The sequence below is a fragment of the Bacillus sp. TL12 genome, assembly GCF_022625245.1.
GTDB lineage: Bacteria > Bacillota > Bacilli > Bacillales > Bacillaceae_G > Bacillus_A.
The window spans coordinates 13,960-30,981 of sequence record NZ_JAJJBY010000019.1; the positions used below are offsets into that span (position 1 = coordinate 13,960).

At 31.5% G+C, this 17,022-nt stretch carries 13 protein-coding genes; 12 read left to right on the forward strand and 1 reads right to left on the reverse strand.

Features of this window, described 5'->3' with window-relative positions; translation table 11 throughout:
• Window positions 1-17: 17 nt before the first annotated feature.
• The 4 genes from LOK41_RS17340 to LOK41_RS17355 are packed head-to-tail and all read left to right on the forward strand — an operon-like array spanning window position 18 to window position 7,534.
• Window positions 18-1,229 (forward strand): site-specific integrase, encoded by a 1,212-nt coding sequence (locus LOK41_RS17340; protein ID WP_241817589.1) that lies wholly within the window; start codon window positions 18-20, stop codon window positions 1,227-1,229.
• 3 nt (window positions 1,230-1,232) lie between these two features.
• On the forward strand, window positions 1,233-5,183 hold the full coding sequence (locus LOK41_RS17345) for a hypothetical protein (RefSeq protein WP_241817590.1): 3,951 nt from the start codon (window positions 1,233-1,235) through the stop codon (window positions 5,181-5,183).
• 1 nt (window position 5,184) lies between these two features.
• Window positions 5,185-6,846, forward strand: a complete 1,662-nt coding sequence (locus LOK41_RS17350) for a site-specific integrase (protein ID WP_241817591.1) — start codon at window positions 5,185-5,187, stop codon at window positions 6,844-6,846.
• On the forward strand, window positions 6,821-7,534 hold the full coding sequence (locus tag LOK41_RS17355; protein ID WP_241817592.1) for a hypothetical protein: 714 nt from the start codon (window positions 6,821-6,823) through the stop codon (window positions 7,532-7,534). Before LOK41_RS17350 ends, LOK41_RS17355 begins: the two co-directional genes overlap by 26 nt.
• A gap of 149 nt (window positions 7,535-7,683) precedes the next feature.
• On the opposite strand, the gene LOK41_RS17360 is transcribed toward LOK41_RS17355, so the two are convergent.
• The gene (locus LOK41_RS17360) at window positions 7,684-7,911 is read right to left on the reverse strand and encodes a helix-turn-helix domain-containing protein (protein ID WP_016103240.1); all 228 of its coding nucleotides are present in this window, start codon (window positions 7,909-7,911) and stop codon (window positions 7,684-7,686) included.
• Between the two features lie 115 nt (window positions 7,912-8,026).
• Here LOK41_RS17360 and LOK41_RS17365 point away from each other — a divergent pair, with 115 nt between their 5' ends.
• The 8 genes from LOK41_RS17365 to brxC all read left to right on the forward strand — a co-directional run bounded on the left by LOK41_RS17365 (window position 8,027) and on the right by brxC (window position 17,010).
• Window positions 8,027-8,278, forward strand: a complete 252-nt coding sequence (locus LOK41_RS17365; protein WP_098450218.1) for a transposase — start codon at window positions 8,027-8,029, stop codon at window positions 8,276-8,278.
• A 79-nt stretch (window positions 8,279-8,357) separates the two neighbouring features.
• The gene (locus LOK41_RS17370; RefSeq protein ID WP_241817593.1) at window positions 8,358-10,547 is read left to right on the forward strand and encodes a DNA topoisomerase III; all 2,190 of its coding nucleotides are present in this window, start codon (window positions 8,358-8,360) and stop codon (window positions 10,545-10,547) included.
• A 442-nt stretch (window positions 10,548-10,989) separates the two neighbouring features.
• Window positions 10,990-11,292 carry a hypothetical protein gene (locus tag LOK41_RS17375; protein ID WP_241817594.1) on the forward strand — a complete coding sequence of 101 codons (303 nt, stop codon included), beginning with the start codon at window positions 10,990-10,992 and terminating at the stop codon, window positions 11,290-11,292.
• A 357-nt stretch (window positions 11,293-11,649) separates the two neighbouring features.
• Window positions 11,650-11,847 carry a hypothetical protein gene (locus tag LOK41_RS17380; protein ID WP_241817595.1) on the forward strand — a complete coding sequence of 66 codons (198 nt, stop codon included), beginning with the start codon at window positions 11,650-11,652 and terminating at the stop codon, window positions 11,845-11,847.
• 131 nt (window positions 11,848-11,978) lie between these two features.
• Window positions 11,979-12,236, forward strand: a complete 258-nt coding sequence (locus LOK41_RS17385) for a TIGR04540 family protein (protein ID WP_241817596.1) — start codon at window positions 11,979-11,981, stop codon at window positions 12,234-12,236.
• Window positions 12,237-12,254: 18 nt separating this feature from the next.
• On the forward strand, window positions 12,255-12,851 hold the full coding sequence (locus LOK41_RS17390; protein WP_241817597.1) for a DUF1819 family protein: 597 nt from the start codon (window positions 12,255-12,257) through the stop codon (window positions 12,849-12,851).
• Between the two features lie 13 nt (window positions 12,852-12,864).
• A complete protein-coding gene (locus LOK41_RS17395; protein ID WP_241817598.1) occupies window positions 12,865-13,431 on the forward strand; it encodes a DUF1788 domain-containing protein in 567 nt (188 codons plus the stop codon).
• Window positions 13,432-13,449: 18 nt separating this feature from the next.
• Window positions 13,450-17,010 (forward strand): BREX system P-loop protein BrxC, encoded by a 3,561-nt coding sequence (gene brxC / locus LOK41_RS17400; RefSeq protein ID WP_241817599.1) that lies wholly within the window; start codon window positions 13,450-13,452, stop codon window positions 17,008-17,010.
• Window positions 17,011-17,022: the final 12 nt, after the last annotated feature.

Consider the following 17,022-nt stretch of genomic DNA (forward strand, 5'->3'; position numbering starts at 1 on the left):
ACTTAGGGGAGGAAACTATGAGATTTGTTGTAAGGGAATTTGATGAAACTTCAAGAAATGGAGAAATATTCAGTAGTATTGGTATTGGAATTAAAGAAAATAGTTATTTAATATTTCCCTCACCTCTTTCAAATTTTATAAAAAGAGAATATAAAAATAAAGGAAAGTCTATTAATAGTCAAAGAAATGTAGCTTATGCAGTAACAAGATTTTTAAATTATTTATATAAAAATAAAGATAGTTATCCTGAATTAATTATAGGGGGACTAAGTAGTTTAACTCTTCAACATGGAGCGGATTATATCTCCTATTTATCATTAAAAAGTAGAGCAGGTGAATTAAAGAGTGAATATGTAAAAACTGAGATACAGTATCTAAACAAACTTTTCCATTGGTTGAAATCAGAAAACATAATTAACCAGGTCTTTAGTGTAAATTACCAGACTGTTTATTACGGTCGAAAAAGTCGAAAAATTGAGACTAATATTTTTGAAAACACTAATGACTTAGATATTATTTTACCAATAAGAAATTCCATTCAAAATAATGTTATTAAAGACTTCGGTAAAAATAGAAATAGACTAATTATAGATTTTATTATGACAGCAAAGCGTATTGAACCATTAATAGCATTAGGTATAGCTTTACAATTCTTTGGAGGATTAAGACGTTCTGAGGTCATTAATTTAAAATGCTCTAGTTTAAAGTGGGCTAATAGTAACCTAATAATTGAGATTAGAGACAATCAAAACATCTTATTTGCAGATGCAATAAATAAGGCTGATATTCAAGTTAAATATCCAAGAGATCAAATATGTATTTGCTCTGAAATTATAAAGCCCCTGTATGAAGAACACCTAAAAATACTAACCAAATTAACTAAAGGAACTTCCGAAGCACTTTTTATCTCAGCGAGGAATTTTAAAGCTTTAAGGGGCAAAAGATATTCAGCAAAAATTGATAAGATTAAACAACAGTTTTTAAATGACTTACTAGCAAAAAATCAAGTCGAAGATTATATACTGTTAACAAACAATAAATGGTCTACGCATATTGGCAGAGGCGTTTTCACGAACATATTAATAGATTTTGGTCTAACTCCTACCCAAATTGCATTAGCTAGAGGCGATAGAAGCTTACAGTCTGCATTAAGTTATGTAGATGAAAATACATTACTTAGCTCTATGAATTTAGCAATCAATAATTTTGACATACTAAAGGAAGTGTAGGACTTGCCTAATCATATGACATTAAAAGAGGTTTCAACCCTCCTTAACTTATCGATATATCAAACTAGATTATTTCTTAAAGAAGCCTCAATACAAAAAATAGGTATTAATAATTCTAGAGAAATTGTTTATGATACCAATGTTATAAATAATTTACGGGATATTCTTGAAAAACGATATAAAGACAATTGCTTAAATAAATATACTCCTAAAGAACTTATCACGTTAGGATGTACTGGACACGATAGAGCTATTCTTAAGAGCGAACCTACTGCGCTTTTCGATAGATATAGGACTTTTACTGGAGTCTCTTATTTCTATGACAAATTAGAAGTAAATGCATATTTAGCATCTAAAAGCCGTGGTTCTGAACTATTATCACTTTTGCAAATAATGGAATTAGTGGGTTTTAAAACACTCCAACAACTTCAACATGCATTAAATGATTGCAATATTAAAGAAGTAAAAAGAGGATATAGCTCCTTCAAGTATTATAAGGAATCAGATATAAAGTTCTTTATTGACTTGGTTAAAAAAAGGTATTCATTCAATAAAGCAAATCGTTTGAGTACTCAACAAATGCAGGAACTAGGATTTAAAAAAAATGATAGAATAGTATTTCAAAAGGTTAAGGCAGAACCTATCGATAGGATTAATGAGTATGCTGACGCTGGGGGACTTGCCTTTTATGATAAAACCGAAGTGGAGAGGGGGTTAAAATTCAGAAAATTTTTAACTCATACTGTTTGCGAAAAGGATGCTAAAGAACATTTGGGCTATACAAATACTAAAAAGTTCAAAAAGGTAATTCAAGAATATGACATTGCATTAACGTCAAACGGGAAATATGAAATTAATTATTATGACAAGTCAAGTATAGATTCCTTGAAAAATATTATAGATAAAAATTATGAACATAACCTTGAAACCAAAATAACCGGTGCCCAAATAAAAGCCTTAGGATATTCTAAAAAACTTATTCGTAAATTAACCCCTATCCATACAAGACCTATTGATAACGTATATAAGTTTGCGAACGCCGTTATTTTCTATGATAAGGAACAATTTCTCGATTTAAAGAAACAATATCAAGATCTAGCTGAAACTAATAATGTTTTAACTGAATATTATACTTCTAAACAATTAATGAAATTGCTCAATATACCAAATAATATTAATAGATATATGGCTAAATTTAGAATCTCTCCTATAAAAATTTCTTCATCACGTCAAAATTATTGGTCCAAGGGCGAGATTGATGATTTGGTTAAAAGGAGAACTGATTTATATAACTACTACGATTCGAATTATTATTTAATTAGTGACGTAGAATATTTACTAGGATGTAACATAAGTAAGTTCTACAGAATCTGCTCAAATTTTAATATTCTCGTTATTTCTGAAGAATTACCGACTGAAGTGAAATTTAATAAATTTAATAAATGTCATTTAGCTTTTCAAAAAAATAAAATCGATACCATTCTTGCGAGAATAAATGACAAACAACAGCAAATTACTAATAATCAAACGGCCAATGCTTTGGAATCTATTAATGATATACAGCAGGATTCAAATATTATCCCACGAGCAGAGACTTCATTTCAAACGCTTGAATATTTAGAAGAGGAAAAGAATGTACTGATTACTGAGAAAATCAAAAAACATTCCTCACCTACAGAAACTAATCAGTCAACTACTATTATGGAGTCTATTGATGTTATACAGTATGATCCAAACACCATCTCAGAAATAAAGAGTTTACTTCAAGTACTTGGACATTTAGAAGATGAAAAGATTGTACAAATTGTAGAGGAAATAACAAATTATTCAACGCCCTCTATAAATGACAAAATTAAAACCATAATTTCCGAAAAAGATTTAATAATCCAATTAGACTATTCAAAGAAACAGTTTGATGAAAATAAAGAACACTTTCGCATCTTAAAGTGGGAGTATGGAAATATTAATTATTATTTGCTAGAGGATTGTTCTAATCTTTTAAAAAAGTTATATGAAGAGCAAAACAATTTATTAAGTTTAAACTATACTCATGTTGAAGCAATTGCCAAAGTCCCTAGCACCGTATTATATAAAAATAGAGAAAAGGTTCAAATACCACCTCATTTAAGATTTGGTCGCCTAAAAAAACTTAAATACGTATATCCTAAGAAAGTTATTGATAATTACTTAAAAGTATTAAAATTTTCCAATTTAATTGAACGATATAAAAATGAATTAGAATATAATACTCTCCCAGATAAAATCTTTTTAAAAGTAGTCAAAGAATTGGATTTAAATTTTCAGAATTTAGTTAAAGAGACAGAAACAGCATGGCATAATTTTGTTTCGAAAAAATTATTAAGTTCAAACGGAAATATTAAAACAATTAAGAGACTTTTTGTTCGATTTATTAAAATAACAGAATTGATGCAATCGAAATTAATTTCAAAAGAAATTATGGACATGACTTCTAATGAAATTAATTTCGTATTTTTAAACAATAAAGTTCCAAGTACTTACAGAGAAACTTTATATAGTTTCTTTAATCACCTACTTTTAAGATTTTCTAATTGTAAGTATTTGATTTCAGAGCTTAATAATCCATATGTGGAAAAAAATGAGCGTTTAGCAAACTCTAAACACAATAAGAAAATCTATTCGATTAATGAGTTTTTAACACTACTGGACTATGTTAAAGACATTAAATTCCATAAAGATAATGCTATTTCTGAATATAAGACAAAACCAATTGATGGGACAAAGGGGAATTATGAATCCATTTGGTTATATGTAATGCTTCATTTAAATAACGGATGGAGAAGTACTGATTTTATTGAAAAGATACCTCGTATCCCCTTGTCTATCCCTGTGCAGGATTATAACTCATTTGAAAACCACAATTTAACCTTAGAAGAAGCTACAAAAATCATCTGGGAGTTAACATCAAACTTAATGAATGTTTATCATAACAAAAATGGTAAAAAGGCTTTTTTCTTTATTTCTGAAGATATGATTGTCCCTGTAGCTAATGCCATCGTTTTATGTGAACTTAAGGCTCAATTAATAAATTCAAAAAGAAATAACTTGATTGATTTAGGTAATTCAAACGAATTGACTACTAGCATGCATGATAAGTTTTTCAAAACTTTTCCTATAAAAAAATTCAAATTTAAATCGCTAATGGCTAACAGTACATTTATAACCTTTGTGAATTCAATCCTAAAACAAAAAACAAATCGTAATCCTTTGGAGATTACTAAATTCATTAGAAATCATGATTCTTTAGACACTACCAACAGATATGTACATGTAAATGAAGAACATCTAAATAAAATTAGTAAGCAATTATTTGATAAAGGCTATTTTGGCTATGCCTACGATTATTTAAAACAAATTGTTATTGGTGAATCTCAAAATAATTCTATTGAAAACAATGAAAAAAATCTGTTAGCCACAGTTTTTGGAGATATATATAAAATTGAAAATTTTTCTATTACGTTAAATACAATTGAAGAACAGAAAAAACCTTTATACGAGTTCGTTAAGAGTTTATCGGAAGAACAACAGAGAGAAGTATTAGATTTAATAAATATGAATCAATTGCCGGCCAAAGAAACCTTTTGGCAATGTATTCTCGGTGATTGTTTATATCTAGATAGAAAATGTAACAGTTGCCCATTTGCAATTCCACATTTCTATGTACTAACAAAGACTGTTTACAACCTAAATAATTTAATACCTAAATTAGAAAAGATTAAAAATATTTCTTATAAAGGCGAAAGAGTTAGATTGGCTAATTTATTATACAAAAACCTTTCCTTAATAAGTACTGCTAAAAAACAATTTGGAGAAAATGTACTCAGCTCATTTTTAGGCAAGGACTACTCAGATTTCTTAAATAACATACGCAGCTTAGAGAGTATAAATGAAAATCTAACAATTGGAGGCACTTAATATGGACAATAATCATAGTTTAGATTTTTCGTCTACCTCAACTCATTATAACGAGAGTCTCCGTGGCACTTTACAAGATAGAATAAACAATCTTAAAGATACAGGGGTAAATCTTACAGCCGAAGCGTCCAATAACAGGTGGAATATTTATGATGAATATTTCTCACAAACATATTTTGTAGACTTTGGCTTCGATTCTTTTTCATCAAAGAAGTTTAATACTGACCAATTCATTTTGCTATTAAAATCTTGGTTTATTTTACTTTTAGAAGGGGGGAATAGTTTCCATCATTTAACAAAGAAAACAAGAAGAGCAAAGGATGCATTGATCCTAAGTAAAGGATTTAATCTAGAAGCAATAGATGAATTTGAACTGAACTATTTTTCTAAAAATCTTAAACCTAGTACTCTGCAAAATAAAGCATCTTTACTACTAGAATTTCTAGACTTTTGCCAAGACCTGATAGTGCCAGAAGAGTATCTGGAACTAATTTTAGGATACTATCAAACACAGAATTCAACGGTAATAAGGAAATTACCATCAAGCCAAGATGTTCTAAAATTTTCTTTAGTAGTTGAAGTATACTTTTCTAATGAGGAAATTGATAAAGAACATGTGGACTACTATCCGATTTATTTATGGTGGAATTTAACAAATATTATCCCGATACGTATTAATGAATTTTGTAATTTGAAATTTGATTGTTTAACTTTTAATAAAGAAGGATATTTTTTATCTTTACCTCGAAGTAAAAATCTAAGGAATCGTAAAATCGCTTACGACAAAATTTTGGTTTCGGATAAAATTGCTAAGTCAATCAAATTATATCAACAAAAAATATATTCAGTTAAACCGTCTAAAACATTATTACAAACGCCTAGTACGGTTCGAAATATAAAACCAGAAATCTTTAATTACAGAAATTTCAGGAATTTATTAGGCAAATTTTATAGGGAAATTGTTTGTGAGAAGTATGGCCTCAAATTATTAGAGAATAGTTCGGAGCCACATACCCAATCACCTTACAATATCTATAGGAAAATAAGACCAAATGATACTCGCCATTTTGCATTTTTGAATTTAATGTTGCAAGGTTATCATCCCAGTGAGATTGCTAGATTAGGGGGACACAATTCTGTTTATTCTCAAATGACTTATCATAACCACTTGGAATATTGGATTGATTCAGATCTAATAAAATTATTAACGAATCAAAAAAGACACTTAGGTGAACTTTCAAACGAATTTTTCAAAGAAATTATTTTCAAAAATGCGATGAATACTACTACGGAAGTTTCTGAGGTTGTTAAAATCCCATTAGAAATCGGTTATTGTACAGATCCTTTACAAGATTGTCCCGTAGATGAACACCATCTCTGTAAACATTGGAGAATAACCTTAGATGATTATCAAAAACATTATGATAAACTACAAACTATTCTTGTTAATCAAGAGTCTGTTCTTAAATTATGCATCGATAAACTATTAGCACTCCATAAAACTGGTCTCATTCATCATAAAAATGATGTATATGATGAAAAAAATTCACAGTTCAATTATCAATTAGTAGAAAGCTCTAAGGAAGTAAAAGATGCATTATACCAATTAGCAAAGCTAAAGGAAAGGTTTGAAATGTATGAAAAGTCGAGGGCGCAAGCCTAATTTATATCCTAAAGATATTCTTCTAAAGATTATTGATGATTTCTTAAGAAATCAGGCAAATGTTCAAATTATAAGGTATAGAGAAATCTTTCTTTATGCGCTAGAAGAATATAACAAAGGAATATTAGATTTTAAATTGAGTGAAGATTTTTGGAGAAAACCTGGTCGCCAAGGAAAATTGTTAGTTGATGAAATCAATAAAAAGAGAAGCGCTTTAATAGAAAACAATAATCAATACATTGAAATTATCTCAACAAATGATGTTATAAACAGATTATCACAAGACACTCCAGCTACTAAAAAGAAAATTATTAATCAACTGAAGGTAAATGAGTATGGTTATCGTAAAATATCTACTCGCTACAAGCAACTCAAAGAAAAAGAAGCTAAAATGACACAAGAAATCGTCGAACTTAAGGCTGAGATTGCAAATCTTAAGGACAATAACGAAATCTATCAAAATGTTCTTTTTCAATGGGCAAATTTATCAAGTATTAAAGAGCTTGATTTAATAAACTTAATTACAACTGGAAAAACTAGATCTGCTACAGTGGAACAGCTATTTCAGGATATGTTTAAAGAACAGTCTAATAAGGCTATACTAGAGCTTAATACTGACAATAAAATTGATAATGTAGTAACAATAACGAAGACAAAAAATACACTTATCGAAGACTTAGATTTATAGTCTTCCGATAAAGTGGAAAGATAAAAAATATATTTTGCTTATAATTAAGAGAACCTTACTCAGCTAGCATGGGCTCTCTTAATCTAGGCATGCTTTCGTATAGTATATTCGCTCTTCAATTTCCCTCTGTGTTTTGTGAAATACATCATTTAAATAACGCATAAACTTTCAACTTCTTTAATCAATTCATGAGGCATTATTTTTAGTACCCCACAAATAATAAATATCGTAGTAATGCTAGGCTGTCTTTGTCCGCGTTCTAGTAATCCAATAAAAGTTCTATCTAGGTCGCATTGTAACGCCAATTGTTCTTGGGAAAGACCGGCTAGTTTTCTGTGTTTTCTTAACACGGTACCAAAAGCTTTCGATATCTCCATAAGCTCACCTCTTAGTTAATTAACTAAGAAATTCACTAATTTAATCGACCGACTATAGTCATCATAAAGAGGTGGTGCTACAATATTAATAAACATTTTTTGAAGGAGATTTTTTATGTCTAGTAAAAAATATGACGAAAGATTTAAAAAGAAAATTGTTCAATTACATCTTGAAGGAAGGGCGACAACTGAACTGGGTAAGGAATATAAAGTGTCACCCACCGCAATCTATTCTTGGATAAAACTATATGCTGATGAATCGGCTATTTCTTTTAAAGAATTTAGTGCTATTCAAAAAGAAAATAAACGTTTAAAACAGGAAGTAGAAATACTTAAACAAGCAATGACAATAATGACTTCAAAATAGAACTAATCCTTTATCCATATTTCATGTATTAGAACTGTGTTATAGTATAAAGTACAAGATATTGAAGGAGCATGAAGATATGGCAAAAAGCTTAGTATTAGCAGAAAAACCATCAGTAGCTCGTGATATTGCGAATGTACTGAAATGTAATAAAAAAGGGAACGGCTTTTTAGAGGGCGATAAATATATCGTGACATGGGCACTAGGACATCTAGTAACCCTAGCTGATCCAGAAATGTATGATAAGAAATATCAAAAATGGAATTTAGAAGATTTACCAATGCTACCTGATCGTTTAAAACTATCAGTAATCAAACAATCCGGTAAACAGTTTAATTCCGTTAAATCACAGTTAAATCGTAATGACGTAAACGAAATCATTATCGCAACAGATGCGGGGCGTGAAGGTGAGCTAGTGGCCCGTTGGATTATTGCGAAATCTAAAGTAAATAAACCAATTAAACGTTTATGGATTTCATCCGTAACAGATAAGGCAATCAAAGATGGGTTCAATAATTTAAAACCTGGTAAAGCATACGAAAACTTATATTTTGCTGCCGTAGCTCGTTCTGAAGCAGATTGGTACATCGGACTAAATGCCACTAGAGCTTTAACGACAAAATATAATGCACAGTTAAATTGTGGGCGTGTTCAGACGCCTACTGTAGCCATGATAGCTGCACGTGAAGATGAAATTAAAAACTTCAAACCACAAGTGTACTATGGTATTGAAGCGCAAACTGATTCAGTCAAACTAACTTGGCAAGATACTAAGGGGAATAATCGAAACTTTAACAAAGAAAAAATTGATAGTATCGTAAAGAGCTTAGATAAACAAAATGCTACTGTCGTGGAGATTGATAAAAAGCAGAAGAAGTCATTCTCTCCTGGTCTTTATGATTTAACTGAGCTACAACGTGATGCCAATACAAAGTTCGGTTACTCAGCTAAAGAAACATTAAACATTATGCAGAAGTTGTATGAACAGCATAAAGTGCTAACGTATCCTCGTACGGATTCACGCTACATTTCATCTGATATCGTCGGAACACTTCCAGAGCGTCTAAAGGCATGTGGTGTAGGAGAATACCGCTCTTTAGCACATAAAGTATTACAAAAGCCTATCAAACCTAACAAATCATTTGTTGATGATAGTAAAGTAAGCGATCATCATGCGATTATTCCAACAGAAGGATACGTTAACTTCTCAGCATTCACAGATAAAGAACGCAAAATTTATGATTTAGTTGTAAAACGTTTCTTAGCTGTTTTATTCCCAGCATTCGAATACGAGCAACTAACGTTACGTACCAAAGTTGGCAATGAAACGTTCATTGCACGTGGAAAAACAATTTTACATGCTGGTTGGAAGGAAGTATACGAAAATCGCTTTGAAGACGATGATGCAACTGATGAGGTAAAAGAGCAACTTCTACCTCGCATTGAAAAGGGCGATACATTAACTATAAAGCTAATTATGCAAACATCAGGTCAAACAAAGCCACCTGCAAGATTTAACGAGGCAACTTTACTATCAGCAATGGAGAATCCTACAAAATATATGGATACGCAAAATAAACAACTTGCTGATACATTAAAGTCGACTGGTGGATTAGGTACTGTAGCGACACGTGCAGATATCATTGATAAATTATTTAATTCATTTTTAATCGAAAAACGTGGTGGCAAGGATATTTACATCACATCAAAAGGTCGTCAACTGTTAGAATTAGTTCCAGAAGAATTACGTTCACCAGCTACGACAGCAGAGTGGGAACAAAAACTTGAACTAATTGCAAAAGGCAAGCTGAAAAAAGATGCCTTTATTAATGAAATGAAACAGCACACTAAAGAAATCGTTGCAGAAGTTAAAGCAAGTGACAAAAAATACAAACATGACAACATTTCAACAAAGTCTTGTCCAGACTGCGGTAAACCAATGCTAGAGGTAAACGGTAAAAAAGGCAAAATGCTTGTTTGCCAAGATCGTGAATGTGGTCATCGTAAAAATGTATCTCGTACAACGAATGCCCGTTGCCCGCAATGTAAGAAAAAACTAGAATTACGTGGGGAAGGTGCAGGCCAAATTTTCGCATGTAAATGTGGCTATCGCGAGAAATTATCCACATTCCAAGAAAGACGTAAAAAAGAATCTGGAAACAAAGCTGATAAACGCGACGTTCAAAAATATATGAAACAACAGAACAAAGAAGAAGAACCATTAAATAATGCACTGGCAGAAGCGCTAAAAGGATTGAAGTTCGACTAACAAAAAGCCTGAGCATACAAGAAATTCAACATGACTTAGCTTTTTCATCTGAATTTATTATTTAATTGCAGTATCTTTTCCATTCTTTCTAAATTATTTTGGACATTTGCAATTTATCAAGATCTAATTTGTAAAAGGCCATAAAAAATAAAGGTTGATACATGACTAATATGTATCAACCTTTTACTTTTTTCATATTTGTGCCCATTTGATAATTATGTGATTTTATCAAAATTGTTTGATTAAAAATAGTTTTAGACTCGATTTGGTTGTCTATAAATGAGTATTTAGTATTCAAAAATAGTTGTCTTACTTTTAGTGATAGTGAAAAATTTAATATAGATGAGAAAAAAGATTTATATTAGTCTTAGGAGTTTTTTGATTTATTATTCAAATTAGCATTTACGGCTGTGTTTTAATCAACCTTTATTCCAAACCAACAGTGAAATCAAGTGTAGTTGAGGGAACTATTCTTCGAATAAAGAGTGTTAAAAATAAAAAGATTCCTTATAAAGAGATTTCATTTACTCATCCAGAGATAGTGCAAAATAAAAGATCAAGCGAAGCGAAAAAATATACGGTTCACTCGAATCAGAATGATGGTACAGGTGAGTTTGGAATGGAATTAGATGAAGAAGCTGATGGAACAACTGATGATTTTAATTTAATAGAAATGGATAATCAAATTCATGAATACGAAAAGCCTCCGAAGGTAACGGAAATTCGTAGGAATTCTAATAAGTAACGAACACAAGAAGATGAAAATACAAAGTGTTATTTTATTGATGATAACGGAAGAAAATCTACCGCGGGTGTTGGTGTAATAAGTTTTTAAGAGGAATAGAAAACAAATCTTTATATGAGATACAGGCACAAGGTGAATTATTGGACTTTATAAAAATGCCGAATCTTCAAAAAATTACTCAGAAGTTCAATCAATTAAAGTGACTACAGGTGTATTACAATAGGGAGCGAAAAGCGGAAAATTAGTTACTTAGATGATGGAATTACAAATCGTAAGTACATAGTAGCTAGTATAGAATTATTTAATGGAAGACAGTATAAAGTTTTAGAAATAGAGCGTGAAAGTCGTTCGCTCTTAATGTTAGTATTGTACTCAACGATTAATGTAGAATGGCTTTCTATTATTCAAAATGTATTATTAAATTTAGTAGAAAAAAGTAGCATTTGCAATAGCGAGTTAATCATGGCAATCGAAAGTCAAGGGATCTTGGTGAAAAAGGCCAAGCATAGTAGAAAGGGGATTGCTCATAGAGCACGATTGTTAGCAAAAAGTTAATCTAAAATTACTAGGAAAGAGTTCTATTGGGGAATAATGTGAATAAATTATTTTTGCTTTTTAAACTCTGTAAGAATAGAATAAGAATAAGATAATAATTGGGTGTAGGTTATTGGGGGAGGTCCTTTTTAATGAAGCTATTTTACAAAACACAAAGAGAGCTTGCATTATCAATTAATAAAATGGTAGATGCTTATTGGAATGATGAATTAAATGAAGAAGCGTTTATTAGAAGTGTAAGAAGCTTGTATAAAAATAATCCGGAAAAAATGATGAAAAAGGATGCATTTACTACGGTCCTTAAACAACAATGTGGTAAAAGAAGACTCGAAGTGATAGGGAAAATTATTATGATTGATGTAAACGAAGAAGTAAAAACCTCTATATAAAAGGAAGAGAATGAATTCATGGTTAAAGGGTTAGAGTACAGTGCAGCGTTAACAGGTGCTTCGTTTTTGTTATACGAATTAAAGCAAGTATTGAAATTAAAGAGGCAAGGATTATCAGATGCTGAAATTAAAAAGAAAGTAGTAGAGGATAATATTTTTGAGTATAGAACAATATCTAGTTTAAAACGTAGCTTACCTTCAGTTATCAGAAGAGCAAACGTAATAGATGATAATTTGTACGATTTATTATTAGAAAGTCCGTTAGAAGTAAGTAAAATTATTAATTTATATGCCATCATGAAGACAGATAGACTATTTTTTGAATTTATGAAAGAAGTGATTCAAGAAAAATTCGAAGTTAACAACTATTTGCTGGAGAAGAAAGACTTAAACATTTTTTTTCTCTCAAAAACTGAACAAGATGAAAAAGTAGCAAAATGGACAGAGTTGACCATCAATAAATTAAAGCAGGTTTATATAAAGTTGTTGTTAGAAGCGGGCTTATTAAGAGATAAAAAATCAGGTGAATTAAACCGGCTGCTGATTGACGAGGAGTTAAAACGTCATTTTATTAGTATTGGCGATTTTTCGTATGTACAAGCGATGGGTGAGTGAAAGGAACATTGATATGGCAAATATTAATCGAAGGCTTGATAAAATTATACCCAAAATACAAGAAGATAAATTTACACAAGGTAGAGGGTTGGGCAACGAAATAAGTTTTTATATCTTCGATTATGAACCGAATGAGGAACTAATCGTACGTGATTATATCCGACACATAAAGAAGGAGTTTCAATATGAAGGGGCAGAAAGGAGAATCATTGAATTTGATTTATACAAAATGCTTCTTGAAATCGCCAAGGAGAAGCGGATTTTTGAACGAGTTTTTGAAGTAGAGAAAAAACAGGGGAGAGAAGCTCTTTTTAAAGCGATGACTACCTTTGCAAAACCAGAGATTTTCTTAAGAAAAATAAAGGAACAACTAGGGAATCATAATGTAGTGCTGATAACAGGTGTAGGAAAAGTTTATCCATTTGTGAGATCGCATACCATCCTAAATAATTTACAAGAAGTAATTGATAAGATTCCTGTCATCATGTTTTTTCCAGGGAGATATGATGGTCAGTCGCTTCAATTGTTTGGTAAATTTAAAGATGATAACTACTATAGAGCATTTCCATTAGTTGATTAACAGTTAGGGGGAAACAATATGATTATCAAAGACATGTTCCAGAAGAATATAGAGAGGGATATAAGAGGGGTTATTAAGGTTGCACAAACTGATGAAGATAATATTTACCAAGAACTTGATGAGTATGTTGTCACACGAGAATTGAACAAACACCTATCAAAGTTTTATGAGAACTATCAAAAAGGAATTGATGGTGTTACAGATAAAATGGGTGTTTGGATTAGTGGTTTTTTTGGTTCTGGTAAATCGCATTTCCTAAAAATTCTTGCTTATCTTATTGAAAATAAACAAGTCAAAAAGAAGAATGCGATTGGTTTTTTCCAGGATAAATTACAAGACCCATTGATTCTAGCGAACATGAATCGTACAGCTGATGTGGAAACTGAAACTATTCTTTTCAATATTGAATCTAAAGCATCGTTGGATAGCAAATCCAAAGAAGATGCTATTTTGCGTGTATTTATGAAAGTTTTCTATGAACACAGAGGATATTACGGGGACATCCCTGGAGTAGCTGAAATGGAAAAGTATTTAGATGGAAAAGGCGTGTTTAACGATTTTCAGTTGGAATTTAAATTGTTGTCTGGAGAAGAATGGATAGATCGCAGAAACACTTTTTATTTTGATGCCGATTATGTAATTGGAGCTTTAACAAAAGTAACAGATATGAGTGAAGATTCAGCCCGTAACTGGTTCGAAAATGGTGTAAATAACTTTGAAATTAGCATCGAGAAATTCGCTAAAGATGTAAAAAGCTACATTGATCAGAAAGGAAAGAATTTTCATCTGGTCTTTTTAGTGGATGAAATTGGTCAATTTATCGGAGATAGCCGTAGTTTAATGCTCAACCTTCAAACAGTCGCAGAAGATTTAGGTACATATTGTCAAGGGAAAGTATGGATTATGGTGACATCTCAAGAGAGCATTGACAGTATTGTCAAAGTAAAAGGAGACGATTTTTCTCGTATTCAAGGCCGTTTTGATACAAGGCTATCCCTATCTTCTATTTCGGTTGATGAAGTAATAAAGAAAAGAATTCTTTTAAAGAAGGAATTTGTCAATGATAAGCTCAAATTGATATTCCCTGAGAAAAGTGCCATTTTGAAAAACTTGATTAGCTTTAAAGAAAGTACTGCAGATTTAAGGGGATATGATAATGAGCAAGAATTTGCAGACGTTTATCCCTTTATTCCCTATCAATTCAAGCTCCTTCAAAATGTCTTTGAGCAGGTAAGGCGACATGGCTCTTCAGGGAAACATTTGTCTGAAGGAGAACGTTCCATGTTATCAGCTTTTAAAGAAGCTGGACTTTGCTATAAAGACGAAGAAGAGGGCATGCTCATCCCGTTCTATGCTTTCTACGATACGATTAAAGAATTTCTAAATCCTTCGATTTCAAGGGTAATTGAAGGAGCTTACGAGAACCCTGCTTTAAAAGATGATAAGTTCAATATGAATTTGCTCAAAGTATTGTTCATGATTAAATACGTAAAAGAACTCCCTTCAAATATTGACAATATCGCAACTTTAATGGTAACGAACATTGATGAAGACAAATTGGAACTGAAAGAAAAAATAAAGATCTCGTTACGCAAACTTATTGCTCAAACGCTTGTTCAGAAAAATGGTGACTACTATATTTTCCTGACAGATGATGAACAAGATATTAATCGTGAAATCAATTCAATCAATATAGATGAAGATCTGATTAAAAGAGAGATTGCGAATTATGTTTTCCAGGATCTCTATGACGAAAAGAAATATCGCTATTCTTCGGAATATTCCTTTTCTTATAATCAGAAAATGGATGAGAAAAATTACGGAAATCAGACTTCAAGTATTAGCATAAATATTCTTTCTCCATTGTCCGATCATTACGTCAAATCTGACCAAGAATTGATTTTGATGTCTTCTGGTGCTCATGAACTACTCATTAAATTGGGTAGCAATGAATCTTACATTGAAGAAATGGAAGAAGTACTAAAAATTGAAGAATATCGTAAAAAAAAGAATATTACTCAACTCCCTGAAAGTATTCAAAATATCTTAAACAACAAGCAGGCTGAAGTTCGAGAGAGAAGAAGAAGAGTAAAAGAAATGTTAGAAGATGCGATTAAAGGTGGTAAATTCTTTATCAATGGTGATGAATCAGATATTAAAGGCTCGACAGTGAAAGAAAAAATCAATACAGCGATGTGTGTCTTAGTGGAGAACGTCTATACAAAGTTAGGATATGTAAAAGACTTCTTAGACAGTGAGAGAGAGCTAGTTGTTCTCTTGGATGAGAAGCAAGAACAATTAACTTTAGGTGAGGATATTCGACAAAATCCTAATGAATTAGCATTGAAAGAAATAATGGATTTCATTAGCCTTCAGGATTCGATTCAGAAACAAATCAGAGTTGAAATAATTATGAGTCGGTTCAATGAGAAACCTTATGGATGGAGATTACTTGACATTCAGCGTCTAATTGCAGAGTTAATGAAAGATCAAAAAATTCGTATGCGCTACAATTCGGAGTATTTAGAGCCAGAAGATGATGCAAGTAAAATTGTCACTATTCTTACGAAGACATCGGAAGCCAGTAAAGGAATTATTATTAAACGAAAAGTCGTTGATCCTGAACTTATTCGAGTAGCAAAAAAAGTATGTAAAGAAGTTTTCAATAAAACAGATTTACCAGACGATGAAGATGGATTAGTAAAAGGAATTCGTTTATTAATTGAAAACCAAATAAGAGATATAGGGGCTTATAAAGCACGTTATGAAGGAAGAAAATATCCCGGTATGAGTCTGCTTGATAAAGGGCTTGAGCACTTTGAAGAATTCCATAAGGGTATGGATAATGCCTCTTTCTTCGCCAAAATGAAAGAGCTACAGAAAGATTTAAGCTATTGGGAAGAAGACATGGCTTATTTGAAGAGCTTTTTTAATACTGATCAAAAGGATATCTTCGACAAGGGTCTTTCAGCTATCAATAAACACGAAGAGAATCGGGCATATCTTATGGATGGGGAAGCTGACGAGGAGGCTCGCAAATTAAAAGAAATACTCGATAACCCCGTCCCATATGGGAAAATAAAATTCATCCCAGAAATCATTAACAAAATGGAAAGTAGCATTCAGGCGGTATTGAATGAAAAAAAAGAGAACGCAAATGAAAAAATTCGGCTGGTATATGACCATATTTCCTTATTGGCAAGGCAATATGGTGTATCAGATAGTACAAAACAACAAATTGAGCAGTATTATTCTTATTTGAAGAACCAGCTCGACAGTTTTATGGATATCTATAAAGTGGATGCAACGATTTCCCAAAGTGATAGCTTTAAAGAAAGATATGAAAGAATCATTAGTCGAGAAATTGAGGATTGGAAGAAACGTCAGAAGCCAGAAATTATTATAGATGGTGGCGGAGAAGTGGAGCTACCTGCCCAAAAAGAAAAAATATGGGCATCTGAACTCGTAATTGTCAAGACATTGCGGTCAGAAGAAGATGTAGACCAATATATCAATACGCTTTCAAACAAATTAAAACAAATCATTAAGTTGAATAAAGAAATCGAGTTTATTGACTAAGTGGGAGATGAG

Bases quoted from the DNA above. Each gene is read 5' to 3' on its own strand.
- LOK41_RS17395 (WP_241817598.1), top strand. From the start codon at position 12,865: ATGGCAAATATTAATCGAAGGCTTGATAAAATTATACCCAAAATACAA.
- LOK41_RS17380 (WP_241817595.1), top strand. From the start codon at position 11,650: ATGTTAGTATTGTACTCAACGATTAATGTAGAATGGCTTTCTATTATT.
- LOK41_RS17370 (WP_241817593.1), top strand. From the start codon at position 8,358: ATGGCAAAAAGCTTAGTATTAGCAGAAAAACCATCAGTAGCTCGTGAT.
- LOK41_RS17340 (WP_241817589.1), top strand. From the start codon at position 18: ATGAGATTTGTTGTAAGGGAATTTGATGAAACTTCAAGAAATGGAGAA.
- brxC (WP_241817599.1), top strand. From the start codon at position 13,450: ATGATTATCAAAGACATGTTCCAGAAGAATATAGAGAGGGATATAAGA.
- LOK41_RS17390 (WP_241817597.1), top strand. From the start codon at position 12,255: ATGGTTAAAGGGTTAGAGTACAGTGCAGCGTTAACAGGTGCTTCGTTT.
- LOK41_RS17350 (WP_241817591.1), top strand. From the start codon at position 5,185: ATGGACAATAATCATAGTTTAGATTTTTCGTCTACCTCAACTCATTAT.
- LOK41_RS17355 (WP_241817592.1), top strand. From the start codon at position 6,821: ATGAAAAGTCGAGGGCGCAAGCCTAATTTATATCCTAAAGATATTCTT.
- LOK41_RS17385 (WP_241817596.1), top strand. From the start codon at position 11,979: ATGAAGCTATTTTACAAAACACAAAGAGAGCTTGCATTATCAATTAAT.
- LOK41_RS17360 (WP_016103240.1), bottom strand. From the start codon at position 7,911: ATGGAGATATCGAAAGCTTTTGGTACCGTGTTAAGAAAACACAGAAAA.
- LOK41_RS17365 (WP_098450218.1), top strand. From the start codon at position 8,027: ATGTCTAGTAAAAAATATGACGAAAGATTTAAAAAGAAAATTGTTCAA.